The organism is Streptomyces sp. NRRL S-31, assembly GCF_000718775.1.
Lineage (GTDB): Bacteria > Actinomycetota > Actinomycetes > Streptomycetales > Streptomycetaceae > Streptomyces.
The window spans coordinates 1-24860 of the sequence record NZ_JOCB01000101.1 but is presented as its reverse complement, the minus strand read 5'-3'; the positions used below and the strand labels follow the sequence as shown (position 1 = coordinate 24860).

At 72.0% G+C, this 24860-nt stretch carries 17 protein-coding genes; 10 read left to right on the top strand and 7 right to left on the bottom strand.

All coding sequences use genetic code 11. The annotated features are described in order from the left end of the window. The first annotated feature begins 75 nt into the window (after positions 1 to 75). From IF37_RS0131345 to IF37_RS0131320, 4 genes are all read left to right on the top strand, one after another. Positions 76 to 396: a hypothetical protein gene (locus tag IF37_RS0131345; RefSeq protein ID WP_030750262.1), complete on the top strand. Its 321-nt coding sequence runs from the start codon at positions 76 to 78 to the stop codon at positions 394 to 396. Between the two features lie 600 nt (positions 397 to 996). Beyond that, entirely contained in the window at positions 997 to 3741 is a 2745-nt protein-coding gene (locus IF37_RS0131340) for an AAA family ATPase (protein ID WP_301540362.1), read from the top strand. A gap of 1499 nt (positions 3742 to 5240) precedes the next feature. Further along, positions 5241 to 5966 (top strand): SDR family oxidoreductase, encoded by a 726-nt coding sequence (locus IF37_RS0131325; protein ID WP_030750254.1) that lies wholly within the window; start codon positions 5241 to 5243, stop codon positions 5964 to 5966. A gap of 228 nt (positions 5967 to 6194) precedes the next feature. After that, complete coding sequence (locus tag IF37_RS0131320; RefSeq protein WP_301540361.1) at positions 6195 to 8978, top strand: BREX system ATP-binding domain-containing protein; 2784 nt, start codon at positions 6195 to 6197, stop codon at positions 8976 to 8978. A 639-nt stretch (positions 8979 to 9617) separates the two neighbouring features. Here the strand turns inward: IF37_RS0131320 and IF37_RS0131315 are convergent. Next, positions 9618 to 10286 (bottom strand): TetR family transcriptional regulator, encoded by a 669-nt coding sequence (locus IF37_RS0131315; protein ID WP_037857459.1) that lies wholly within the window; start codon positions 10284 to 10286, stop codon positions 9618 to 9620. Between the two features lie 181 nt (positions 10287 to 10467). Between IF37_RS0131315 and IF37_RS0131310 the strand changes: the two genes are divergently transcribed. Continuing rightward, on the top strand, positions 10468 to 11907 hold the full coding sequence (locus IF37_RS0131310; RefSeq protein WP_030750245.1) for an aldehyde dehydrogenase: 1440 nt from the start codon (positions 10468 to 10470) through the stop codon (positions 11905 to 11907). A gap of 188 nt (positions 11908 to 12095) precedes the next feature. Continuing rightward, the gene (locus IF37_RS0131305; RefSeq protein ID WP_052845477.1) at positions 12096 to 12440 is read left to right on the top strand and encodes a hypothetical protein; all 345 of its coding nucleotides are present in this window, start codon (positions 12096 to 12098) and stop codon (positions 12438 to 12440) included. A 35-nt stretch (positions 12441 to 12475) separates the two neighbouring features. On the opposite strand, the gene IF37_RS0131300 is transcribed toward IF37_RS0131305, so the two are convergent. From IF37_RS0131300 to IF37_RS0131280, 5 genes are all read right to left on the bottom strand, one after another. After that, the gene (locus tag IF37_RS0131300; RefSeq protein WP_052845476.1) at positions 12476 to 15199 is read right to left on the bottom strand and encodes a LuxR family transcriptional regulator; all 2724 of its coding nucleotides are present in this window, start codon (positions 15197 to 15199) and stop codon (positions 12476 to 12478) included. A 167-nt stretch (positions 15200 to 15366) separates the two neighbouring features. Further along, positions 15367 to 16200: an alpha/beta fold hydrolase gene (locus tag IF37_RS0131295; RefSeq protein ID WP_030750238.1), complete on the bottom strand. Its 834-nt coding sequence runs from the start codon at positions 16198 to 16200 to the stop codon at positions 15367 to 15369. 307 nt (positions 16201 to 16507) lie between these two features. Then, on the bottom strand, positions 16508 to 16993 hold the full coding sequence (locus tag IF37_RS0131290; RefSeq protein ID WP_037857461.1) for a hypothetical protein: 486 nt from the start codon (positions 16991 to 16993) through the stop codon (positions 16508 to 16510). A 433-nt stretch (positions 16994 to 17426) separates the two neighbouring features. Then, on the bottom strand, positions 17427 to 17867 hold the full coding sequence (locus IF37_RS0131285; RefSeq protein ID WP_052845475.1) for an SsgA family sporulation/cell division regulator: 441 nt from the start codon (positions 17865 to 17867) through the stop codon (positions 17427 to 17429). A gap of 444 nt (positions 17868 to 18311) precedes the next feature. Next, complete coding sequence (locus tag IF37_RS0131280) at positions 18312 to 18746, bottom strand: universal stress protein (protein WP_030750229.1); 435 nt, start codon at positions 18744 to 18746, stop codon at positions 18312 to 18314. Positions 18747 to 19344: 598 nt separating this feature from the next. Here IF37_RS0131280 and IF37_RS0131275 point away from each other — a divergent pair. Both IF37_RS0131275 and IF37_RS0131270 read left to right on the top strand, forming a co-directional pair. After that, on the top strand, positions 19345 to 19920 hold the full coding sequence (locus IF37_RS0131275; protein ID WP_030750226.1) for a TetR/AcrR family transcriptional regulator: 576 nt from the start codon (positions 19345 to 19347) through the stop codon (positions 19918 to 19920). 594 nt (positions 19921 to 20514) lie between these two features. Next, complete coding sequence (locus IF37_RS0131270) at positions 20515 to 21813, top strand: FAD-binding oxidoreductase (RefSeq protein WP_052845474.1); 1299 nt, start codon at positions 20515 to 20517, stop codon at positions 21811 to 21813. Positions 21814 to 21980: 167 nt separating this feature from the next. Here the strand turns inward: IF37_RS0131270 and IF37_RS0131265 are convergent, their stop codons facing one another. Further along, entirely contained in the window at positions 21981 to 22637 is a 657-nt protein-coding gene (locus IF37_RS0131265) for a TetR/AcrR family transcriptional regulator (protein WP_052845473.1), read from the bottom strand. A gap of 116 nt (positions 22638 to 22753) precedes the next feature. On the opposite strand from IF37_RS0131265, the gene IF37_RS0131260 reads away from it, so the two are divergent. Together IF37_RS0131260 and IF37_RS0131255 are read left to right on the top strand one after the other, a co-directional pair. Further along, on the top strand, positions 22754 to 23278 hold the full coding sequence (locus IF37_RS0131260) for a YceI family protein (protein WP_030750216.1): 525 nt from the start codon (positions 22754 to 22756) through the stop codon (positions 23276 to 23278). A gap of 414 nt (positions 23279 to 23692) precedes the next feature. Continuing rightward, on the top strand, positions 23693 to 24529 hold the full coding sequence (locus IF37_RS0131255) for a GNAT family N-acetyltransferase (RefSeq protein WP_030750213.1): 837 nt from the start codon (positions 23693 to 23695) through the stop codon (positions 24527 to 24529). The last annotated feature ends 331 nt before the right edge of the window (positions 24530 to 24860 follow it).

Genomic DNA, 24860 nt, shown 5'->3' with positions numbered 1-24860 from the left:
CGGATGACGGATGGCTCGACGGCGGACGCTGGACATGCTGGTGAGGACCGCACGACCGCGTCAGAAAGGCACGTCATGTCACAGCAGCGGATGGACAAGCGCCGTTACTTCGTCGACCTGGGGCAGCTCACCCTGGAAGAGGACTTCGAGTCCGACAAGCGGATGACCTTCACCGTCGTCGCCGGCGGCGGCATGGTGCCGGACGGATACGTGGAGACGGTGGACATCACCGCGGTGGAGATCCGGCCCGACGTGTTCCTCACGTCCTGGACGGAGGAGTCCGGGGCCAACATCACGCATGTGGAGGACTTCGAGCGCGGCGTGGTCCACTCGCGCATCACCCTGCCGGACGGCACCCCGCTCGCCATCACCGGTACCATCAAGCCGCTGGACTGACGGCTGCCGCACACACGGACGGTCCGTGCTCGGGGGCGACCCGGAGCGCGGAACGCCGCACCGGCCGAGCCCCCGACGGGGCAGGTCCGCACACGCTCCGTTCCGTGCGGGCGACGCGCCCGGTCCGGTGCGCCGTACGCGCCCCCGTCGGCTTCCGGCCGGACCAGCGGCTTCCCGCCCTCGCCGACCCTGCTGGGCCCGCCTGCCGATTCCCGTCTGCCGTGTCGACACGGTCGGCGAGCACGTGGCGGCCGGGAGGTGGGGGACCGGGTGCCGCCGGCTGATTCGGCGGCCACCGTGAGCGCCGCCGGCTCTGCCCCAGGGGGCCACCGGCATGTGTGGGCGTTCCGTCCACCGGGAGAGCGCGGACACTCCTCGCGCCGCCGGTGTGCCGCGGCGCGCGGGGACCGGTGAAACCCGCCCCTGCGGATGCCTGAACCGCCGGATTCCGGGCAGGCGCCACGCGAGACCATGGTGGACGGTCCGCACGGTGTTCACCGGGCTTGTCACCTACTCGCGGGTAACAGTAGCGTGACAGATGCGTCCGTCTCCCGCCTCTCGCCATAGTTCTCCTGCCGGGCCGGGTGACCGCCCACCGGCGTGGGAGGAACGTTGTCGTTGGTGGGACGTACGCGCGAAATGCACGCTCTCGAAGTGATGCTCGCCGAAGCGGAGAACGAGGGGACGGCGCTGCTCCTGCAGGGTGATCCCGGGGTCGGGAAGACCGCGTTGCTGGACGCCGTGTCCGTACGGGCCAGGAAGAACGGACTGCGCGTGGTGCGCGTCGTCGGCGTCGAGAGCGAGCAGGAACTCGCGTTCTCCGCGCTGCACCAGCTCCTCCACCCGCTGCTCGACCACGCCGCGGGGCTGCCGGCCTTCCAGAGCGCGGTCCTGGAGCAGGTCCTTTCCATCCGCGAGGGCTCCGACCCGGGACGGTTCGCCATCTCCGCGGCCGCGCTGGCGCTCTTGCAGGCCGCGTCCCGGGCGCAGCCCCTGTCGGTGGTCGTGGACGACGTGCACTGGATCGACCGTTCCAGCGCGGAGGTACTGACCTTCATGTCCCGCAGGCTCAGCGGCTGCCGGGCGGCCTTCGTCATGGCCACCCGCGGCGGGTCGAACGGCTACCTCGACCTCTCGGGCATACGTGTGCTGGACGTCGGCCCACTGCCGGCCTCCGACGCGCTGTTGCTGCTCGACAGCAGCCATCCGGACCTGGCCGAACCGACCCGGCGACGGCTGCTGGAGGAGGCCGAGGGCAACGCGCTGGCCCTCGTGGAACTGCCCGGGCAGCTCACCCCCGCCCAGCGCGACGGAGTCGACGCCCTGCCGGTGAACCTGCCGCTCAGCAGCCGGCTGGAGAGCGTCTTCGCCGACCGCATCCGCAAACTCGACGCCGTCACCCGGTTCACCCTGCTGCTGACCGCGCTCGACGGTCAGCGCCCCGGCAACCTGCGGGACGTCCGGGCCGGAGTGGTCCAGGCCAACCAGCAGTGGGACGACGGCATGCTGGAGGCGGGTGAGCGCACCGACCTCATCCGGGTCGACCACCTGGCCGAGCAGATCACCTTCCGCCATCCCCTGGTCCGCTCCTGCGTGGTCCACATGTCGCCGGTCGGCCACCGCAGAACGGCGCACCGGGCCCTGGCCGAGATCATGAGGCAGCAGCCGGAGCGGCGCGCCTGGCACCTCGCCCACGCCGCCGACGAACCCGACGAGACGGTCGCCGTCGAGCTGACCCTGGCCGCGGAGCGTACCCAGGCCCGCGGCGGCGCCGCGGAGGCGGTCGTGGCGTACCGCCGTGCGGCCGAACTGAGCCAGGACCCCGCCGAACGCGCCCGCCGCCTGGACAAGGCCGCGTTCGCCGCGGGTGTCGCCGGCCTCCTGGAGACGGCAGAGGAACTGGCCGGTGCCCAGACGGCGGAAACCCTGCGGAGCGCGACCACCGCGGCCTACGTGCAGTTCCACCGCGACGGAGACATGGACACGGTCTTCCGCATCCTGCTGCCCGTCATGGAGGCCGCGCCCCGGAGCACCACCGCCGAGGACCAGGAAGCGTTCGACGACGCCTTCTACGTCCTGCTCAACGCGGCGGTGTGGGGCGGCCGCCCGGAACTGTGGCCCGGCGTGTACGGGGTGGTCGACCGGGTCTCCGAGGCCGCGCGCATGTGCTTCGACTGCGTCGCCGACCCGGCGCGCACCGCTCACGACGTACGGGAACGGCTGGACCGGGTGACGGCCACCCTGTCCCCGAGCACACCTCTGTGGCGCGTCAACTGGCTGATCTACACGGCCATGTACCTCGACTGCTTCACCTACTACGACGGCGTGTGGCGGGACCTCGTCGGGGCCGACGCCTACGACAGCCTGCGCTTCGCCGTCGTGGCCCGCACGCATGAGGCCTTCATGCGGGGCGACTGGGACCGGACGGTCGCCGTCGCCGCCCACGGCATCGCGGACGCCACCGTGCACGACTACAACCTCATCCACGTCGTGTTCACCTACGGACTGGCCATGGTCGCGAGCGGCCGCGGGGACGAGGAGGCACTGCGCACGTACTGCGAGACCATCGCCGCCTGGGCCGAGCCGCGCCGCGCGCTGCTGCTGATGAGCGCCGTGAACGAGACCCGGGCACGTGCCGCGGTCGGCCGAGGGGACTTCGAGGAGGCTTACCAGCTGGCTTCCGAGATGACCCCGGCGGGCGAACTCCCCTCGCACTTCCCCCACTACCAGCGCTTCTTCCTGGACCTGGTGGAATCCGCGATGCGGACCGGCCGGCAGGCCGAGGCCCGCGCACACGTCGACGCGGGCCGGCGGGCCCGCATCGACACCATCTCGCCGCACCTGGAGGTCATCCTCGCCGCGGCCGCGGCGATCGTCGCACCCGACGAACAGGCCGGCGAGCTGTACGAGGCGGCCCTCGCCATCCCGGACGCCTGCGTGTGGACCTACGACTACGCCCGCATCCGTCTGCTGTACGGCGAGTGGCTGCGCCGCCGCCGCGAGTACAAGGCCGCGCGCGGCCAGCTCAGCGCGGCGCTCGACCTGTTCGAACAGCGCCTCCGGGCCCCGCTGTGGGCCCAGCGTGCCCGCAGCGAGCTGCGCGCGGCCGGCGTGGGCGTCGGGGTGCCGCAGGGCGGGAAGGCGGCGGCGATGAGCGCCCAGGAGCGCCGCATCGCCGAACTCGCCGCGAGCGGCCTGTCCAACAAGGAGATCGGCCGGAAACTCAACATCTCGCCCCGCACCGCCGGCGCGCACCTGTACCGGGTGTTCCCCAAGCTGGGCATCACCTCCCGGGCCGCGCTGCGTGACGCCCTGCGGACCTTCGACGAGGCACGGAGCGCCTGACGCCCCGCGGCGGCGCCGCCCGCCGGGCGGCGGCCGGGCCCCTCGTGCCGGACGCCCGGCGTGTACGCCGTGAGCCCGGGCCCGGCGCCCTCGGTCGGTAACCGCCGGGTGGTGTTGCCGATGGCGGCCATGCGGTCGCGTCGAAGGCCCGAGGACCTCGGGTGCCGAGCGGGTGGTCGCGGGCGGACACCACCCAGGTGCGCGGTGCCATGACGCAGACGTGGTGACCACGGTGATCGCGACCAGGACGATCGTGCTCCGGTGCGCCCGCCTCCACTTTGCCGGTCAGGATGCCTGTCCGTCTGCGGAATCCCGCGCGCAGCAGGGCGTGCACCGGGTGGTGCGCGATTGCGGTGCCGTCGAGGCCCGGCGCCGTGACGACGGACCGCGCCCGCCGGTGCGGCGCCTCACTGCCGGGTTCCGGCCGGCCGTGGGGGCGTGCCGGGCCGGAACAGCCCGTCGTGGACCGCGGCGACCCGCTCACACCGCGGCCCCCGGGCGGGGAGCGCCCCGAGCACCGGCCCGGCCGGCTGGAAGACGCCGCGTGCACGCGGCGCCTCTCACGTGTGCGGAGCGGCGCCTTCGCACATGTGCTGACGGCGGCTGCGCGCTGCGGGGGCGGGGACTCCGCGCGCGGACCGGCCGCGCTGCCGCGTCGCCTGCCCGGGACCGGCCTCCCGCGTCCCGTCCGGCACCGGTGGGCGTCCGGCCTTCCGCCGGGACACGGCGGTGGCCCGTCCGTGCCCGCGCTCCAGGCCGTCACACGCGCGACAGCACACCCGGTGGTACGCGCATGCGAAACATGTGTGCTGTCAATGACACACCTCGTATCAGTGTGCCGCTCCGCCGACGTCGCTGTAGTCTGCGCGACATACGTGTCGGCCCACCGGACCGGCCGGCCCCGCGCTCAGCGGAGTGACGAGGCCGGGGTTCCCGCTGACCCCGAACGGCGTCCGGCCCCGCCGGCGAGGCCGGAGAGCGAGAGGAAGGGGCGAGATGAGCAGCGACCCTCACATCGTGGGCTCGGACCGGGGCCGGGCCAGAGGAGCGGACCGGGGCCGGGCCAGGGGAGCCGCCGAAGGGGACGTGGTCGCCTTCCGCGGCATCCCGTAAGCCGCGTCACCGGTCGACGAACCGTGCTTCGCGCCACCGCGGCCGCACCCCGGGGTCGGGGTGCGCGAGGCGACGCGGTCCGGCCCGGCCGCGCCCCGGCCTCCCACGCGCCTGGAGCGGGTGATGGGGCACCGGGCGGCGGAACGGGACGAGGAGGGCTGCCTGCCCGTCCGCGTCCGCACACCGCGGCGGGCGCCGGCGGACGGAGCCGCCGGGCCCGTCCTCGGCTGGGACACCCGGCGCCGCGCCGGCCGGTCCGGCCACCCGATGGCATGAACATGAGTTATGGGTTCTGCTGAAAACAGTCATGGGCTTCATCGGCGCAAGCGATGAAGAGTGCCCAAGCCATGACGGCAGCGCCGTGGCGCTTCACCGAGGAGATTCACGTGACCACGCAGGAACGTTCCGGACAGCGCATCGTCGTCATCGGAGCCGGCTCCGCGATCGGGCGGCGGCTCGCACGGACAGCCTCGGCCGCGGGGGCCGAACTGGTTCTCGCCGGACCGGACCTCGGCAAGCTGAAGGAGACGGCCGGTGAACTGACCGGCGAGTGGGAGGCCGTGGAGTTCGACATCACCGGCGACGGCTCCGCCGCGCGGCTGGCGGACCGGGTCGGCCCCTTCGACCACCTGGTCTCGACGGCGGCGGTTCCCGCCGGCGGGCCGCTCGCCGACCCCGACCCGGCCGACGTGCGGCGGGCCTTCGCGGCGAAGGTGACCGGGCCCCTGCTCCTCGCCAAGCACCTGGCCGGCCAGGCGCGCGAGGGCGGCTCCTTCACCTTGTTCTCGGGTGTGGCCGCCTGGCGGCCGGCGCCGGAGGAGAACAAGGTCATGGCGACCACCAACGGCGCTCTCGCCTTTCTCGTCCAGGCCCTGGCCGTCGAGATAGCCCCGCTGCGGGTCAACGCCGTGTCCCCCGGCATCGTCGACAGCGGCGCCGGGGACCGGCTCGGCGACGCCAAGGCGGGCTTCCTCGCGCCGGTCGCCGCCGGCAACCCGGTGGGCCGTGTGGGAACGCCGGACGACATCGTCGAGGCGGTGCTCTTCGCCATCGACAACCCGCATGTCACCGGAACGGTGCTGCACGTCGACGGCGGCGCCCGCCTGGTGTGACCGCGCCGGCCCGCCCGCCACCCCCCGAGGGGGCGGTGCGGGTGTCGGGCTGGGGCGCGGGCGGCGGCACGGCCGGCCTCTCGTCCGGTGAGGCACACGTGTGCCCGCGTCGGCCCGCCGCGCACCGCCTCTCCGCAGGCGCACGCCCCGGCACCGCGGACGAACACGAGGGTGTCATTCTGGCTGAAAAGTCTCTAGACTCCGGTCTTCGGTTCATGAAAAGCGACTGTGGCGCATGAGGCGGGTTACCGACTGCGGATTGCCGCACCTCCGGAGATTGGTAGGCACGTGCACGTGATCGGACGGGACTCGCAGTTCGGACAGCTCACCGACCTTCTCGATGCGGCACGGCGGGGCAACGGTTCCTCGGCGCTCGTCCACGGCGAGGCGGGCATCGGAAAGAGCGCTCTGGTGTCCGCGGTCGTCGAGGCCGCGTCGTCGTCGGGCTTCGCCGTACTGTCCTGCCACGGCATCCCCGGCTCGGGCGCGGCCGGTTTCGAGGGGCTGCACGAACTGCTGCTGCCCCTGCTCGGCCGCGTCGACGCGCTCCCGCCGCGCCAGCGCACGGCCCTCGACGTGGCCTTCGGCGCGGAGGGAGAACCGGCCGACCGTCTCGTCACCGGGCTCGCCGCCCTCGGGCTGCTGGAGGAAGCAGCGGCCCGCGGTCCCGTCGTGGTGCTGATAGAGGACCTGCACTGGCTCGACCGGTCGACAGCCGACATCATCACCTTCCTCGCCGCCCGCATGGGCGTCATACCGGCGCTGCTCCTGGCCACCAGCCGCACCGACCGCGCCTACCCCGACCGGACCGCGCACTTCAAGCACCACGTACCACTGGACCCGCTCGATCAGCACGACGCGCTGGCACTGGTCGCCTCGCACGCGCCCGAACTGACGCCGCTGCAACGGCGCCGCCTGGTCGAGCGCGCGCTGGGCAACCCGCTCGCCCTGACGGAGTGGGCGAGCATCCCCTCATGGGTCGAGGGGACGTTCTCCGGCGGGCGCGGCCCGGTCCCGGTGAGCCAACGTCTGGAGGACTCGTTCCTGGCCGAGGTCGCCCTGCTGCCCCGGGCGACGCGGCGCGCCCTCCTGGTCGCCGCGGCGGGACAGGACGCGAGCAGCTACGAGGTGCTCGCGGCGGCCCGCAGCCTGGGTCTCGACCCACGCGACTTCACGCCGGCCGAGGCCTTCGGACTGATCACACTCGTCAACGGCAGTTACCGGTTCCGCCACCCGTTGGTGTGTTCGGCGGTGTACGACAACGCCGACTCCGACGCACGGTCCCGCGTACACACCGAACTGGCGGCGGTCGTCGTCGATGCCGCACGCGCCGTCCGGCACCGGGCCGCGGCCGCCGCCGGATGGAGCGAGGAGGTAGCCGCCGAACTCGAGGGACTCGCCGTGGCGGCCGGCCGGCGCGGCGCGCGGACCGAAGCGGCGGCGGCCTGGCGGCGCGCGGCCGCGCTGACCCCGGTCGCCGCGGAGCGGGCGCGGCGCACGGTGATGGCGGCCGAGGCCGCACGGCAGGCGGGTGCGACGGTCGACGCCGCCACCCTGCTCGCCGAGGCGAGGCCGATCGTCGAGGACGAGGCGTCGGTGGTGCAGCTCGCCCGCACCGAATGGATGCTCGCCAGCACCAGTACGACGCTCCCGGACCGGAGCGGTGACGAACTCGTCGCCCTGTCGCGGACGCTCAAGGATCCGGACGACCGGGTCGAGGTCCTCACCTGGGCGGCGGTGCGCGGCTACACCCGCCAGGACATCCCCGCCGACGTCATGGCGGCAGTGGCCGACGAACTGAGGCGCCCGGGCCTCGCCGTCACCGAGCACCAACAACTGCTGCAGAGCATCGGCCTGGCCCTGATCGGCTCGGCGGACCGGATCGCATCCGTCGAGAAGGCCTTGTCCATCTTCCACCGGCAGGTCCGGGAGACGGACGCAACCCTGCTGAACTGTCTGGCGTTCGCCGTCGAGGACACCCACGACCTCGCCGCCGCCGCCCGCGTCTGGAGCGCCGAGGTCGACATGTTCCACCGGTCGGCCCGGGTCAGCGACGAGACGGTGGCCCTCGCCGGGCGGGGTACGGCACGGGTGACCGGCAACGCGATCGCCGCCGGACTCGCCGACTGCGAGCACGCCCTGCGCCTCAGCTCCGACCTCGATCTGTCGGTGGTCGGGGCGATCGCCGCGGCGGACATCGCACGGGCCCGCGCATGGCGCGGCGAACACGACCTGGCGACCGCGGCCCTGAAGACGTGCGCCGAACTGTCCGGGCTGACGCCCTTCGCCAGGGTCGCGGCCTCCGCGTCCTGGGCGTCCGCCCAGATGGCGGCGAACGACGGCCAGCCCGAGGAGGCGATCCCGCACCTGCTGAAGTGCGTGGCACACCCGCCCATCGGCCTCTGGGCCGGGGCCGACCTCGCCGACGCGGCCGTGCACGCCGGGTGGCCGGACGTGGTGGACGGCTGGCTCGAGATGGCGACCGCCGCCCTCGCGACGAGCGACTCCGACCACCTCGCGATGCTGGTCGAACGGTCACGGGCGCTGCTGGCACCCGGTGAGGAGGCACGCGCCCACTTCGAGCGGGCCATCACCCGCGGTGAGCGGAGCATCGCGCACCTCGACCTGGCCAGGACCCGGCTGTTCTTCGGCGAATGGCTGCGGCGCGAGCGCCACATCGTGGAGGCACGGGGTCAGCTCTCCGCCGCGCTGCACGTCTTCGAGGCGCACCACGCCATGCCGCTCGCGCGGCGGACGGCACGGGAACTGGCCGCCGCCGGCGGGGTGCAGCGGACCCAGCCGGCCCCGTCCGTGGACGCCGGCGCGGTGCTCACCGCACAGGAACTGCACATCGCCCGGCTGGCCGCCGAAGGGCAGACGAACAGGCAGATCGCCGACCAGTTGTATCTGTCCCACCGCACCGTCGGCGCGCACTTGTACAGCGCGTACGCCAAGTTGCGGATCAACCGGCGATCGCAGCTCGCGACCGCCCTCGCGGCCACGCCGGCCTGATCCGGAGCGGCCGGTGGCCGCCCGGCGTTCCGGCACGGTTCTCCTTCGTCCGCGCGGGCGTTGCCTCCGGCGGGAGTCCGGCCGGACGGTCCCGGGGCCACGACGACCGCGGGCGGAGAGACCGGGAGCCCGGTCCGGGCGGAGCGGGCGGTTCCCCTCAGCGGCGCGCCGGAAGCCGGGCGAGCCCGCCACCGGGACGAGGCCGCGCGGCGCCGAACGGGCGAGGCCGGCCGGCGCCGCCGCTCAGCGGGCCGTGTCACGGCACCGGAAGCCGCACGGCGGCGCACCGGAGTTGTCGGGTCGCGGTCCGAGGGGTCGTGTGACCCGCGGTCCGTGCGCCGTGTCGGTGGGCGGATGGTCGTCCTCCGCGTCCGTCCGGCTCACCGCGCGGCGGCGGACCGGGGTTGTCGCGGGTCGCGGCCCGAGGGGTCGTGTGACCCGCGGTCCGCGCGCCGTGTCGGTGGGCGGGTGGTTGTCCCCCGCGTCCGTCCGGCCCACCGCACGGCGGCGCACCGGAGTTGTCGGGCCGCGGCCCGAGGGGTCGTGTGACCCGCGGTTCGCGCGCCGTGTCGGTGGGCGGATGGTTGTCCTCCGCGTCCGTCCGGCCCACCGCGCGGCGGCGGCGGACCGGTGGACGCCTCACTCGGCGCGGACCGCGAGGCCGACGGCCAGGGCGCGAGCGGCGCTGGTCAGGCGGGGCAGGAAGTCGACGACGGCGTGCGCGAGGCGGGGCTGCTCGGCGTACAGCCGGGCCAGCGCCTCGGGCGGCGTGGAGACCTGCCACAGGGCGCCGGCGAGCAGACTGACCGTGCCGATGAGTTCGCGGGTCGCCGCCTCGTCCAGCACCGGCTGGAACCGGGTGCCGGCGTGCGTCATGTCGTCCAGGGCGGCGAGCGCCGCCAGCTTGTAGGCCAGCACCGCGTCGGCCGACACATGGCGCTCCAGGTGCAGTGCCGCGTGCGCGAGCAGGTCGCACAGGAGCGGCTGTTCCACCACGGTCCGGCAGAGTGCCGTGGCCAGTTCGTCGGGGGTGCCGTCCGTCCGCTGGCCCAGCGCTTCCCGCAACGCGGCGGCCCACCGTTGCCAGCACTCGGCGGTGAGGCGCAGGTAGATGTCCTCGCGGGTCTCGACGTAGCGCAGGACGGCGGACTTGTTGATGCCTGTCAGGGCGGCGATATCGGTCAGCGTCACCGCGCGCACGCCCTTGTCGAGGGCCAGTGAGCGGGCCGCCTCCATGATCGCGGCCAGGCGCAGCTCCTTGTGCTCGGGGCTGCGGGCGCGTTGTACGTGGGGTGGCAGCTTGTTCACCCGACCACTTTAACAAAACGCCGTTCACTTGACTAAGTGAACGACGTTCTCTTAACTTGGCCGAGGCAGCCCCGCGTCCGTACGGCCGGGGCCTGGCCGGACCTGGTCCAGGCACGACGCCCTTTCCCCCGCCGGCCTCTTCCGCTTCCGGTACGACGACACACCGTGAGAAGGACCCTCAGTGATCACATACGACAAGCTGTACATCGGCGGACGCTGGACCGCGCCGGCCAAGAAGGACCTGCTGGAGGTCCGTTCCCCGCACGACCGGTCGCTGGTCGGGCGGGCCGCCGAGGCCACGGCGCCCGACGTCGACCTCGCCGTCGCCGCCGCCCGCGAGGCGTTCGACGAGGGCCCCTGGCCGCGTCTGTCCCCGACCGAGCGGCAGAAGGTCATCGCCCGCTTCAACGACCTTTACGCCGAGCGCGCCGAGGAGATCGCCGACCTCACCACCGCCGAGAACGGCAGCGCTCGCTGGTTCACCGGCTGGACCGCGGCCGCGCTGTCCCAGCAGACCGACGCCTTCCTGCGTGCCGCGGCCGCCCTGCCGTGGGAGGAGGAACTGCCCCGGACCGACGGGGCGACGGGACGCATCCTGGTGCGCCGCGAACCGGTCGGCGTGGTCGCGGCCGTCATCCCGTGGAACGCCCCGCACCAGTCCGCGCTCGTCAAGATGGTCCCCGCCCTGCTGGCGGGCTGCACCGTGGTGCTGAAGGCATCGCCCGAGAACGCCCTCGTCACGCTGTTGCTGGGGGAGATACTCACCGCGGCGGGCGTGCCGGAGGGCGTGGTCAGCATCCTGCCGGCCGACCGCGAGACGAGCGAGTACCTCGTCTCCCACCCCGGCATCGACAAGATCGCGTTCACCGGTTCGACGGGTGCCGGACGCACCGTCGCGGCCATCGCCGGCCGGCAGCTGAAGCGGGTGAGCCTGGAACTCGGCGGCAAGTCCGCCGCCATCGTGCTGGAGGACGCCGACCTCGACGCCATGGCGGAGGGCCTGAAGTTCCTCTCCTTCGCCAACAACGCCGAGGCATGTGTCGCCCACACCCGCATTCTGGTGCACCGCAGCCGCTACGACGAGGCCGTGGCCAGGCTCAAGGACCTCGTCGAGTCGCTGACCGTCGGCGACCCTGCCGATCCCGGCACCTTCATCGGGCCCATGGTCCGGGCCGACCAGCAGGAGCGCGTGCGCTCGTACATCGAGACCGGGATCCGCGAGGGCGCCCGGCTGGTCACCGGCGGCCCCGGGGTCCCCGCGGGTCTGGAAGGCGGCTACTACGTCACCCCGACCCTCTTCGCCGACGTCGACAACTCCATGCGCATCGCGCAGGAGGAGATCTTCGGCCCGGTGCTCGTGGTCATCCCGTTCGACGACGACGACCACGCGGTGCGCATCGCCAACGACTCCCCCTACGGCCTGGGCGGCGGTGTGTGGACGGCCGACGAGGCCCGTGCCCTGGACATCGCCCGGCGCGTCCGCACCGGTACCTTCGCGGTCAACGGTGCGCCGTTCTCCTTCGACGGCCCCTTCGGAGGGTTCAAGAGCAGCGGCATCGGCAGGGAGTTCGGCACGGTCGGGCTGACCCAGTACGTCGAGTACAAGACGATCGCCGCCTGACGCCCCGCCTCACCGCGGTCCCATGACACGGCCGCGCCCGCCCGGCCGGGCGGGCGCGGCCGTGTGTCAACTCCCCGACCATGCAGAAAGGTGTGAACATGTATGGATCAGGGAAGGTGAGTGCGGTGTGCGCTCCGAAAGTGCACACGTGTGCACATGGGGTGCAAAGGTGGAAAGGAGGCCGCGGTATGGACGTGGTGTTCCGAACAGAGGTGACCGTCGCGATCGCGGAGGACGGGGTGTTGGGCCTGGGGTCGCCCGACGGCGAGGAGTACTTCTACCCGCCCCCGGCCACGGCCGTGTGGATCGCGTTGCGCGCGAGCCTCGGGAGTGTCCGGGACGCCACGGGCACGCTCGCGACGGCCTGGGAGACCGACGGCTCGGTGGTGCGTGAGCTGATCGAGCAGCACGTTCGCGTATGGCGGGAGGCCGGTCTGGTGCGCACGCCGGTGGCGTGCTCCCGGGATGCCGCGACCGGACGGCCGCCGAGGTCCGGACGACTGCCGCGGGAGACCACCTGGCGACGACGGTGAGCCGTCGGGGCGTACGGGAGACACGCGCATGGCCGTCACGGCGTACCCCGTCGGTCGAACTCGGCGAGGGCGTCACGCAGTGCCGCGCGGGACGTGATGCCCAGTTTGGGAAAGACCTTGTACAAGTGGGATCCCGCGGTCCGCGGCGAGATGTTGAGCTTGCTTCCGATCTCCTTGTTGGACAGTCCACCGGCCGCCAGCTCGGCGATCCGGCGTTCCTGGGCACTCATCGAACCCACGTCGCGGGCGTTCGGGACGCGCACGGTGCCGCCGGCCGCGCGCAGCTCGTCCCGCGCTCGCTGAGCCCACAGCGGAGCCTTCAGGTGCTGCTCGAACATCTCGAGGGCCGCCTCGAGGTGGACCCGCGAGGCCGTGTAGTCCCGGCGGCGGCGCAGCCACTCACCGTAGAGCAGGCGCAGCCGGGCGTACTCGTGGGACCACAGCGCGGCGTCCGGGACGGCGAGGGCGGACTCGTAGAGTTCCCTGGCTTCCTCGTCGGGCGCGGCCACCGCGGCGGCGCCGGCGAGGATGACCGCGTGATGCGGTGATATGGCGTCCAGGCGCGCCTGCCGGCCGGCTTCGACGTGGGCACGGGCCGCGTCGATCCGCCCGGTGCGCACGGCGGACTCGACCAGATCGAGGAAGACACGCTGCGCGTGGGGGTAGTGCGAGGGAAGCACCCCGGGCGGGGTCACCGCCGCGGCCAGCTGGTACGCCTCCTCGAAGTCGCCCCGGCCGATGGCCGCCCGGGCACGGGCCTCGTTCACGGCTGTCAGCAGCAGCTGGAACTGCCTGGGCCTGGCCCATGCCTCGATGGTGTCGCAATGCCTGCGCAGCGTCTCCTCGTCACCGCGCCCGGCGGCGACGGAGGCCAGTCCGTACGTGAAGAGTATGTGGGTGAAGCCGTATCCGTGCCCCGCCGCGTCGCCGGTGCCTTCGCCGGCGAGGGCCAGGGTGTTGTCCCAGTCTCCTCGCATGTACGAATCGTGGGCACGGGCGAGCAGGACGAAACGCTGGCTGTCGTAGACCGTATGTCCCACGAAGTCGCGCCACACGCTGTCGTAGTAGCTGAAACAGTCCAGATACAGGGCGGTGTAGATCAGCCAGTTCATCCGCCAGAAGGGGGTGTTGGCGGGCAGCTCCGCCGTGCTGCGGTCGAGCCGTTCCCGCACGTCGTGCGCGGTGCGCGCCGGATCGGCGACACAGTCGAAGCACATGCGTGCCGTCTCCGACACATGGTCGAGGACTTCGTGGACGGACGGCCACAGATCCTGCCGGCCTGCCCAGACGGCGCAGTTGAGCAGGACGTAGAAGGCGTCGTCGTAGGCCGCCAGATCTTCGGGACCGTCACCGCGCGGGCCCTGCCGCAGCACCGGGAGCAGGACGCGGAACACGCCGTCGCTGTCCCCGTCCCGGTGGAAGAGTACGTAGGCGGCGGCCACCGCCCCGCGCAGGGTTTCCACCGAGCCCGCGGCCACGAGCTCGCCGGCCGCCTCCAGCCGGCCGTCGATGCCGGCGGCGAATGCCGCTTCCTCCAGACGCCGGGCGCGAGCCTCGCGGTCGGGACTGAGTTGCGCCGCCCGGAGGAAGGCCGCCGCCGCCTCGGCCGCTCCGGCCCGGGCCAGAGTTCTCTCGGCGACCCGGCTGAGTTCCAGCGCGACCGCTTCGTCCGGGCCTTCCGCCGCGTGGGCGAGGTGCCAGGCACGCCGGTCGGGGGCGTCGTCCAGCACGGCGGCCAGCGCGCGGTGGGCGGCCCTGCGCCGGCCCGCCGATGACATGTGAACGAGGCACGAGCGGGCCGTGGGATGACAGAAGGCCACCCGGTCGTCCGTCTGGTGTACATGGACCAGCCCGCCGGCTTCGCCGTCCTCCAGGAGCCTGTCCTCCCACTGCTCGCCCGTGATACCCCATGCCTGCCGGATGTGTTGCAGGTTGCCGATGCGCTGTCCGTCGAGCGCGACCAGGAGGAGCACGAACCGGGTGGCCGGGGTGAGCAGCCGGATCCGGTCGGCGAACATGCTCTCCAGACGTGCGCTGAGCGGCAGGGTGACGGGAAGCGGCTCTTCGCCGCGGCGCTGGGCGGAGCTGAGCAGCTTCGGCAGCTCGATCAGGGCCAGCGGGTTGCCCTCGGCCTCGTCGAGCAGCCGTCGCCGGGTCGACTCCGCGAGTCCCGGATGGCTGTGTTCGAGCACGGCCCGCGCATCCTCGGGGCCCAGCGGGGACACGGTGAGCACGGGAAGACCGGCCTGGTCGGCGAAGCCGTCCCACCCGGTGCGCGCGGCCATGACGAGCGCCACCCGGCAGCCGCTCAGCCTGCCGGCCATGAAGAACAGCACTTCGGCACTGGACCGGTCGATCCAGTGTGCGTCGTCGACCACGACGCAGACGGGGTTCTCCTCGGCCACCACCCGCAACAGCGCCAAGGCGGCGGTGGCTATGGCGAGCCGGTCGGGAGGTGAACCCGCACGGATGGACAGCGCCTGTTCCAGCGCCTCGCCCTGGACGGCGGGGATGCCGGGCAGCCGGTCGAGGAGCGGGTACAGCAGCTGGTGCAGGGCGGAGAACGCCAGCTCCTGTTCCGTCTCCACCCCGACCACCCGCAGGACGCCCGCTCCGTTGTTCCGGGCACGGGCCGCCACGGCGTCCACGAGGGAGGTCTTGCCGGCCCCCGGGTCACCTTCGAGCAGCAGGGCCTGGCCCTCGACGCCCGCCTGCGCCAACACCTTTTCCAGCACACACAACTCGGATGTGCGACCCACCAGAGACAAGGCTCCTCCAAACCGAGGGCACTGTGCCCGGACGGCAGGAAGCATTCTGCTCGCAAGGGGCGGCGAACACATCTGTCAGCCTACCTAGGTCCTGTCGTCGAACTCCCGCCGTCCGCCCGGAGGGCGGGAGTCCGACGACAGGACCTAGACCGGGCCGATCAGCGCAGGAACGCCAGCACGTCGTCCGTGAACTGCCGGTGGTGCTGGAAGAGGAAACCGTGGCCGGAATCCGGGTACACCTTCACCTTCGCGTTCGGCAGCGCACCGCCCAGGAGATGGAACGCGCGCGGGGGTACGACGAGGTCGTCGCCGCCTCCTGCCACGAACACCGGGTGGTCGATCGCCGCCAGCCGCTCCAGCGCTCCGTGGTCGGGCACGCCCCACTCGACCACGGCTTCGTACTGTGCGGCCCGGACCGCAGCCGGAACCGGCGCGTCACGGTCATGCTCGCGTTCGATGTAGCGGCCCACGAACTCGAGACCACTGCGCTGGCTGGTCTCGGTGTGGTTGAAGAAGGTGTAGAGGTAGTCCTGGATCCCGGGGCTCTCCGCCTCAGCGTGCGCCAGGACGTCGTCCGGGTAGCCGTGTATGCCGGGGGCTCCCCGGGGAGCAGTGGCCGCGAGGACCAGACGGCGCACGGAGTGCGGACGCGACAGGGCCAGTTCCTGCGCGACGAATCCGCCCATCGAGTAACCCAGCAGGTCGGGGCGCCGGACATCCAGGGCCTCCAGGAAGACCGAAGTGTCATCGGCCAGGTCACGGGCGGTCCGGCACACCCGCCCGGTGCTGAGTCCCACGCCGGCGCTGTCGAAGGCGATCACGTCGCGCTCGACGGCGAGGGCGTCGACGAGCGCGGGGTCCCAGCTGTCCAACGTCCCACGGAAGTGTGACAGCAACACCAGCGAGGGAGCGCCGGAGGGCCCGCAGCGGCGATAGGCGTATCGCACTCCGTTGGCGGCCTCGATCGCCTGATTGGGTTCGTCGACGTACATCTCGTTCCTTCGTCATGGCGGAGGGCGGCTTGGAGAACGCACGAACGAGATCGAGTGTGCCGGTCCGACCGGGCCCGGCCATCGGCCGGGGGAGGTGTGCCGTCGACCGCGATGCGGGAGCTGGGCACGGCGCTCCCGCCGTGCCACCGGTCGGACGCGCCGCTCCGGCCGGCGTACCCGGCGGCGGGGTCTGCGCGACCCGCCTCTGCCGCGGCGCCGCCCGGTTCGGGTCCGGGACGGGCGGCGCCGGAGGACGCGGTGACCTGTCAGCGGACGCCGGAGTTCGCGGCCGCACCGTTCGTGGGCTCTACACGACGGTGTACATCACCGATCGGCCCTGCTTGTGCCGCTCGACGAGCCCCTTGGCGACCAGTCCCTCCAAGGTGTTCCGCACGACCTGGGGTGTGGGAACGCGCTCAGGATGCCTGGCCAGCAGCTCCTCACGCAGTTCCGCGGCGTGGCGGGGCTCGACGTGTCCCTTCAGGAGGTCGAGCAGGAGGTCCTTGAGCAGGGGGCGGTGTTCCTTGCCCGCTCCTCGCCCGCCTCTGCCGGACCGCTTGGCTCCACTCGGCTTCGGCCGGGGCGCGGTCGTCTCTGCGACCGGGCCTGCGGACACGACCTGTGACAAGGGGGCTTCCTCGCCCTGTGCCTGCTCGGGCACCTTCGCCGAGTCCTCGGCCAGGCTGAGGATGCTCAGCAGCAGTCTCTCCTCCTGGCGAAGGGCGTCCAGGCGAGCGATCAGATCCTGCTGCTGATGGCGGTTCTCCTCCAGGTCCGACGCGGCGTGCTCCATGTACCGCGATCGCACCGTGGCGCTGGCTGACTTGTTGGGCACAGCCTTCTCTCCCTTGCGTGTGGATGACCTGCGCATCGTACTCACATGACCGGGTCGCAGCCGATGGATGAGCGACGAGGGGTCCCCGGGGGACACCGGACAGCGTGCCCCAGGCCACAATAAGGGAGATCGTGCGTTCTACGTCATACGTATCCTCGTTCGGGGGGCACGGTGGAACGCTGCCCCCTCTCCGCGCGGGTCATCCACGACCCGCTGGATTCCATGGGGCCATGGTGCACCTCCGCACGGCGAGGACGGGGTTCTGACGGGTCCTTCGGAGACTCCGGGGCAGCGGTACTGCCCCAGGGCGCACACCTGGTGACAGAGATGAACCTGACGGACCGCCGTCTCGTGGCAGACGTCGACACCTGCCGGGCTCGCCGGTACAGTGTCAGGTGGGAGGGCGCCGGCTCGCAGCGAGGGCGTCCCAGTCCACCAGGAGGCTTTCCCTGCCCGCGGGCACCGCGATGTAGGTCTCCATCAACCACTGGCGAATCGGATCGAGCTCCGTGGCGAACATCGCGGTGACGTATGGACGCTCCAGCCGCAGGTACAGGGAGGGTGTGTTTCCTCGTTGCCGGGAAGGCCAGATCTTGACGTCGCCGTCTCCGCTGAGCTTTTCCGTTCCCGCCAGCAGCAGATCGCGGCCGATGACCCACGTGACGTGGTCGTCCGGGAAGGACGCGAGGTCGAGACGGACGCAGTAGGGACTCGCCGGGACGTATCCGAAGCGGCAGGTGACGGTCGCGCTCTCGGGCGGTGCCGCAAGATTGTGGAGCGTGGTGAACAGCGTCAGTTGTTCCCGGTGAGGCTGCGCCCACTGCTGTTCCATGTGTCCGTTCCTTCGCAACGTTGTATCGGTGACCGCCGGTGATCTGCGGGCTCCACGGCAGGTGCGGCACACCGCCCGGGAGCGCGTCATCCACCCGCACTCGGCCCGCTCCACCCACGGGCGCGCGTCTCGACGGGGAAGTACGTCTCAGGCTCCGCCCAGCGGACCACGACCGCCGTCAGCGCATCCGCGGGTCCGCGTGCGGTTCACCATGACGGCTGGATCGGGCTGGGCCGGTTCATCGAACCTCCTGGGAAAGCCGGTGTGATCGGTGTGCCCCTCACCTTCCCCCGGCCGCCGGGCCGGAGCACAGGTCGACTGACTGGGCTTCGGACCGTCATTTCCCACGGAGCCGCCGGGCGGAGAAGCTGGTGCGCCCGACCGCCCCGGCACGGTGCCTCCGGTCACCGGGGGCGGGCACACATACCGGCACCTCTTCGCGCCTCACCCGCGGTCGGCGGGGTCCTCCGGGGCGAGCAGGACCGCGATGTTGCTGCTGTGCGCGATCGCATCGCTCACCCGGGGGGTCAGCAGGGCCGCGAAGGAACCGCGGTGATGGGGGCTGAGCACCAGCAGGTCGGCCTCGAACTCCTCGGCGGCGTCGGAGATGAGACGCGGCACCACGGTGGTCATGCCGTGGACGAGTCGGCCCTCGGCCTTGACTCCTGTGGTCCGCAGCTCGCGCACCGCGTCCTCGAGGAGCGCCGTTCCCTCCGTGTCGTCCTCCAGGTTCACCACCGTGTCCCCTGCCACGGCGGACGGAACGACGTGCAGGACACGGACCTCGGCTCCCGAGGACCGGGCCAGACCGCCGGCCAGGCGCAGTGCCGATACGTGCGAGGGGCTCGGGTCGAGGGCCACCAGAATGCGTTCGAACACGGGATGTTCTCCTTCGTCGACTCGGCCCGCTTCCGCGGCGGGACGAGTGGTCGAGTTGTACGGTCGTTTCTGCGGGTGGTGGCGTCACGGTGTCCGGGAGTGCCGACCTGCCATCCTTGCCCCCCGGGGGATGTTCCCGCGCCTGGCGCGGGAGGTTCTTCGCACCGGCCGTGGACAGCGTACGCCGCTTGTGTGCGGCGACTCAGGGACCCGGCAGGATGCTGTTCACCGGCGTCTTGAAGTGCCGCGAGGACCGGCGGGGGCGGTGGAGTCGCTCTGGCATGGCACGCGGTAGTCCTCGTCACGTTGATGTCGGATGCCGACGGATCGGCATGTCCGACGAGGCTCGGCCAGGGGCCGAAGGGACTGTGTACCAGAAGTGTAAGGCCGACCGGCACGCACGTGTGCCGGGCGTCTCTGGACACATGTGTTCATCAGGGTAGCTCACCGAGTACGGTTTTCCGCTCCGGTCTTCCGCTCGTCCCGCGTCGCGCGGAGACGGCAGGTGCCGCGGTGGCGTGGTGGCGCGCCCTGCGGACAGCGGGCCGCGCTGGACAGGGCACTTGACAAAACTAAGCCGACCGGTCATATTCAGAGGATGCCTCAGGTAAGCGTCAAGGGAAAACTGATCGCGCAAGCGGAGACCGTGTTCCGCCGGCAGGGTTTCAACGGCGCCAGCGTGCAGGACATCACCGGAGCGGCCGGTGTTCCGAAGGGGTCGTTCTACAACCACTTCAAGAGCAAGCAGGAACTCGCGGCCGAGATCGTCCGTCGCTACAGCGGTGCCACGGACTTCAGCATGCTCGGGCAGGAGGACGGCCGTCCGGTCCGTGAGCGGCTGCGGGCTCATTTCGCGAGCCAGGCGCAGCGGACGAGTTCCACCGGAGTCGAGTTCGGCTGCCTCCTGGTCACCATGGCCAGCGAGACCCCGACGGCGGGTGAAGAAGTGGGGTCCGCGGTCCGCGGCGGTTTCTCCGCCTGGGCCGACATGCTGGCCGAGGTGATCCGGCAGGGGCAGCAGACAGGTGAGATCCGGTCCCGGGAGCCCGCGAGCGACCTCGCCGCTTTTCTGATCGACGCCTTCGAAGGCGGCGCGTTGCGCGGGAAGGCGACGGACGACGCCACCGCTTCCATGAGGTCCCTCGACCTGGCCCTCAACGTCCTCGACCACTGATCCCGGCCGGGCTCGCGGGCCGCGGCGCCGTAGCTCGTCCTCCGAGCGGCCGACGGGCGCCGCGGCGCGTGCGGTCCTCTGTCCGTGCCGTGCGTGGCGGGCACCGTCCGTCCGTCGGACGGGCCCTGGGCGCGCGGGCCACCGCCGAAACCCCTTGGTCAGCTCGCCTTGCCGCTCGGCTGAGACCCATGACCCGACCGAATCGGCACCCCGGCCTCGCGAACCGGTGACGGAGCGAAGCCTCGCGAAACGGAGCGAAGCCTCGCGAACCGGTGACGGGTGGCCCCGGAGGCCGCGTTGCCACGTCCGCCGCGGATCGCGGCACACACGTGTGTCTCGCCGCTCCCGCCGACCGCGCGCTTGCCGCCGGTTGTTCACCACCCCGGCAGCAGTCGCTGCGTCAGGTTCGGCACACTGCGAGGTGCGCACCCGGATGCCCGGCCGGCTGCCGGACGACACCCTCCTCGCCGGAGGAGTTCCGGGCTGCGCACCGTCACGTCGACTCATCAGCCGCGGCACGTTCCGTCCCGCCCGCCGTAGAAAGGCTCGCCGATGCCTGTCCCTGCCGGCTCCTCGTCCGCCCCGGAGCTCACGATGCCCGGACCTCTCGCGGCCATCGCGACACGTCCCGGTGACCCCGGTTACGAGGCCGTGCGCCACACCTACACACGTCCGGGCTCTCCCGCCGCGGTACTGCGGGTACGGAACGAACGGGACATCGCGGCGGCACTCGCGTACGCCTGCCGGGAACACCTGCCGCTCACCGTGCGCAGTGGCGGTCACGGCATCAGCGGACGGTCCACGAACGACGGGGGGCTGGTCGTCGATCTGTCGCTGCTGGCCTCGGTGACGGTGCTGGACGCCGAGTCGGGGCTGGTACGGGTGGGAGCGGGGGCGCGGTGGGGAGACGTCGCCGCCGCGCTTGCGCCCCACGGGCTGGCGGTGTCCTCCGGCGACACCGGGGACGTCGGGGTCGGGGGACTGGCCACCGCGGGCGGAATCGGCCTGATGTCGCGCATGCACGGGCTCACGGTCGACCACATGCGGGCGGCCGAGCTGGTCCTGGCGGACGGATCCTTCGTACGGACGGACGACCTTCACGATCCCGATCTGTTCTGGGCCGTCCGCGGCGCGGGAGCGAACTTCGGTGTCGCCACGGCCTTCGAGTTCCACGCGTCCTCCGTGGAGGGGGTCTGCGTCGACGTCAGCGTGTACGACGCCTCGGACACGGCCGCCACGCTCACGCGGTGGGGTGAGGCCGTGCAGGCGTCCCCCCGCGAGGTGACGAGCTTCCTCACCCTGGTGACCGGGGCGGGGGGACGTCCGGTCGCCCAGGCGATGACGGTGTACGCCGGCACCGACCTGGAGGCGGCCGGTCGTGCGGTGCGGCACCTGCGGTCGGCGGGACCCCTGCTGCACAACCGGCTGTCCGCCACCTCCTACCACCGGCTGGTGCCGGCCGGGCACCAGCCGCACCGTGCGCAGCAGCCGTTGTCAGTGACCCGGTCGGGCCTGCTGCACCGGCTCGACACCGCCGTCACACAGGCCATCGCCGCGGTGGCCGAGGCGTCCGGGATCGTACAACTGCGCTCCGTCGGAGGAGCCGTGAACGACATGCCCGCGACGGCCATGGCGTACGCGCACCGCAGTCAGGACTTCTCCCTGATGGCGGCGACCCTGCCCGCCTTGGCGAACGATCTCGACCGGCGTTGGGAAGCCCTCACCCCGTATATCGACGGGCTCTACCTGAGCTTCGAGACGCGCACGGGAACGCGGCAGTTGCGGGATGCCTTTCCCGGGCCCGTGCTCCCCCGGCTGATCGCGCTCAAGGCCCACTACGACCCCGAACACCGCTTCGACACCAACTTCGCGCTGCCCGCGGGTCCCGCCTGACCGCCCGGCCCGACGGACCGGTGCCGTCGGACGCCTCCCCGTGCCGCGGCAGACCGGGCGACGTCCCCGCAGACACGCCTGGTGACAGCCGCGTCCGGCGGAAGCGCGCGCGGCGGCGTGGTGCGGGAGGGCCTGGCGGTGCGGTTCGGAACGGCGGCCCCGCGGCTTCACGGCGCGGTCAGTCCGCCGCCGTCGGTGACGATGCCCCGCATCAGCATCTCGAAGTGGTCCCGAACGTGCTCGACGACGTCGAAGGAGGGATCGATGAGCCACTGGCCCGTCAGCCCGTCCGCCACCGCGACCAGGGCACGGCCCAGCGCCTGCGGGTCGACGTCCGGTCTGACCAGTCCTGCCTCGATGGAGGCCCGCACCGCGCGGGCGTTGTTCTCCCGCATCAGTGCGAACCGCCGCCGGAAGTAGTCGTGCGCCGGATGGGCCGGGTCGGTGGCCTCACCGGCGGTCGTCGAGAACAGGCGGGTGAGACCGGGGGAGTCCACTTCTTCCCGCAGCACGTCGAGCATGTGCTCGAGCAGCCGTCTCAGGCCGCGCGCCGGCGGGTCGAAGCGGGAGGCCCGCGACCGGTCGTGGAACTCGAGGACGGCCAGCAGGAGGACGTCCTTGCCCTTGAAGTGGTGCAGCAGTCCGGTCTGTGACACGCCGGCGTCACCGGCCACCTGCGCCAGTGACGTCTGGTGGTAGCCCTGCTCGGCGAAGAGCCGGGAGGCGGCCTCCACGACGGCGGCACGCCGCGCGTCCGCCGCCGCGTAGCTTCCGGTGGCCCGCCGCCGTCGCCGCTTGCCGTTCGCGATGAGGTCGTCCGTCACTCTCGCACCTTACGCCGAGGACCGGACCGGCCGGTGCCGCGAGCGGAATAAAAACAGAGTAGTGTTCGGTTTTTAAGGGCGTCTCGTTCCGTCGCCCCGCTAGCAGGGAGTCCAGGATGACCAACGCGATCCGGGCCGGTACATGGTCGGTCGAGCCGACCGGAAGCACCGCGTCCTTCTCCGTCCGCAACATGATCTTCAGGACCGTTCAGGGCCGGTTCCCGATCGAGTCCGCCGAGGTCTCGGTGGACGCCGGCGGCGTTCCCCGGTCCGTCACCGCCACGCTGGACGCGGCCGGCTTCTCCACCGACCACCCGAAGCGGGACGCGCATGTGCGAGGCAAGGACTTCCTGCACGCGGACGCCCATCCCCGCCTCACCTTCCGTTCCACGGCCGTCGTGCCGCAGGAGCCCGGCACCTGGCTGGTCCAGGGCCGGCTGACGCTGCGCGGGGTCACTAGTGACGTGCACCTGACGGTCCGGGTGGCGCAGGACGGCGACGACACGGCCGAGGTCGTCGCCACCACCCTGCTCGACCGGCGGGCCGCGGGAGTCGGCTACGGACCGTCGTTCCTGGTCGGCCGGAAGGTGGCCGTGCAGCTGGACCTGCGACTGCGTCGCACCCCGGAGCACGGGGTCTGACCGTCCGACCTCATCGATGCCCGTGGTGGACGCGGAGCCCCGCGCCGCGCGCGAGGCGGGGCTCCGCCGGACGCCGTCCCGGCGACGGCCGGAGAGCGGGATCGCCCCGGCGGAGCACGATGGCGCGCCCTCGTGACGTCTCCGTTTCCGGTGTACGGCTGCCACAGCACTGTGCCGGGTCGGCAGCCGTACCGCCGGAACCGGTGCGGCCGGCACACGTCCCCGTGGCCATGTTCGGCACAGGCTCCACTTCACGGGTCGCCGCAAGACGCGTACCGTCTCACACCTGAGGCACCCGAGACGCACACTTGTGTGAGCCGCGACAGGGGCCGTTCCGGACACCACGCGGAAGCCGGCGAGCGCGCCGCGGCGGTGCCGGACCTTCGTACACAATCAAGGAACAGGGGGGTCGGCATGACGACCACCGTGCCGTTCGGGCTGGCCGAGCAGACTGAGATCGAGGCGTACGCGGACTTCGCTACCGGGGCTGAGGCACCGGTGCGAGAGGCACTGGGCATCGGCTCGCTGCGGGCGGGGCCGGTGCTGGCCCTGGCGATCCGTGAAGACCCGAGTCGCTTCTTCAACAAGGCCGGGGGGTTCGGTACGGACGAACCGGTCACCGCGGACGTCCTCGCGCGGGTGTGCGACTTCTATCGCGAGCAGGGTGTTTCCCAGGGGGCGTTCATGGTCGCCCCGCCGGTGCTGCCTCCGGACTGGGCCGCGATCGCCGGCGAACTGAGCCTCACCCCGGGCAATCGGCTCGTCAAACTGGGTGGTGACATCGAGAGCACACTGTCCGCGGCGGACGGCATCGAAGCGCTCGACCCCGGACTGCGGGTGGGCCCGGTCGAGGCCCGCCATGCGCGCGAATGGGCGACCGTCATGATGAACACGTTCGGGTTCACGGCGCCGGGCATGATCGACATGGCCGCCTCGTGCGTGGGCAGGCCCAACTGGCGGCAGTACGCGGTGTGGGAGGACGAGCGCATCGTCGCGGTCGGGAGCGTCTTCCTCAACGGACCGTGCGCGGACATGTTCGGCGGAGCGACCCTCCCGGAGAGCCGCGGCCGCGGGGCTCAGTCCGCACTGCTCACGGCCCGCGCCCGGGCGGCCGCCGCCGCGGGCTGCCGATGGGTCGTCGCCGAGACCGGAGCGGAAGGCCCCGGCGACCACAACCCATCTCTCCAGAACATGCTGCGCGCCGGCTTGGCGCCGCTCTACGAGCGCCTCACCTGGCTGTGGCGCGCGTAGCGGGAACACAAGCCTGATCCGCACACGTACCTCACGGGAACCGGACTCGGCGTCCGCCGAACCACCGGGTGTCCGGCGAGTGAACCGATTGCCGTGCCGGTTTCGTTCAGCTGATAGGAAAGCCACCACGGTGGGCTCGTGTGCTGCGTCCTGTTCTCAAGGACGCGGGACGTGTCCGTGGTTGTGCTGGCCGGTCCTGGTGGGCGTGGCTGTGTTGGTGGGGTAGGTGGGTAGTGGATCTGTCGCCTGGGTCGCCGTTGGGGAATCTGCTGAAGTTCCTGACCGGGATGGAGTGGCCTGATCTTGATGAGGCTGCGATGCAGCGGCGTGT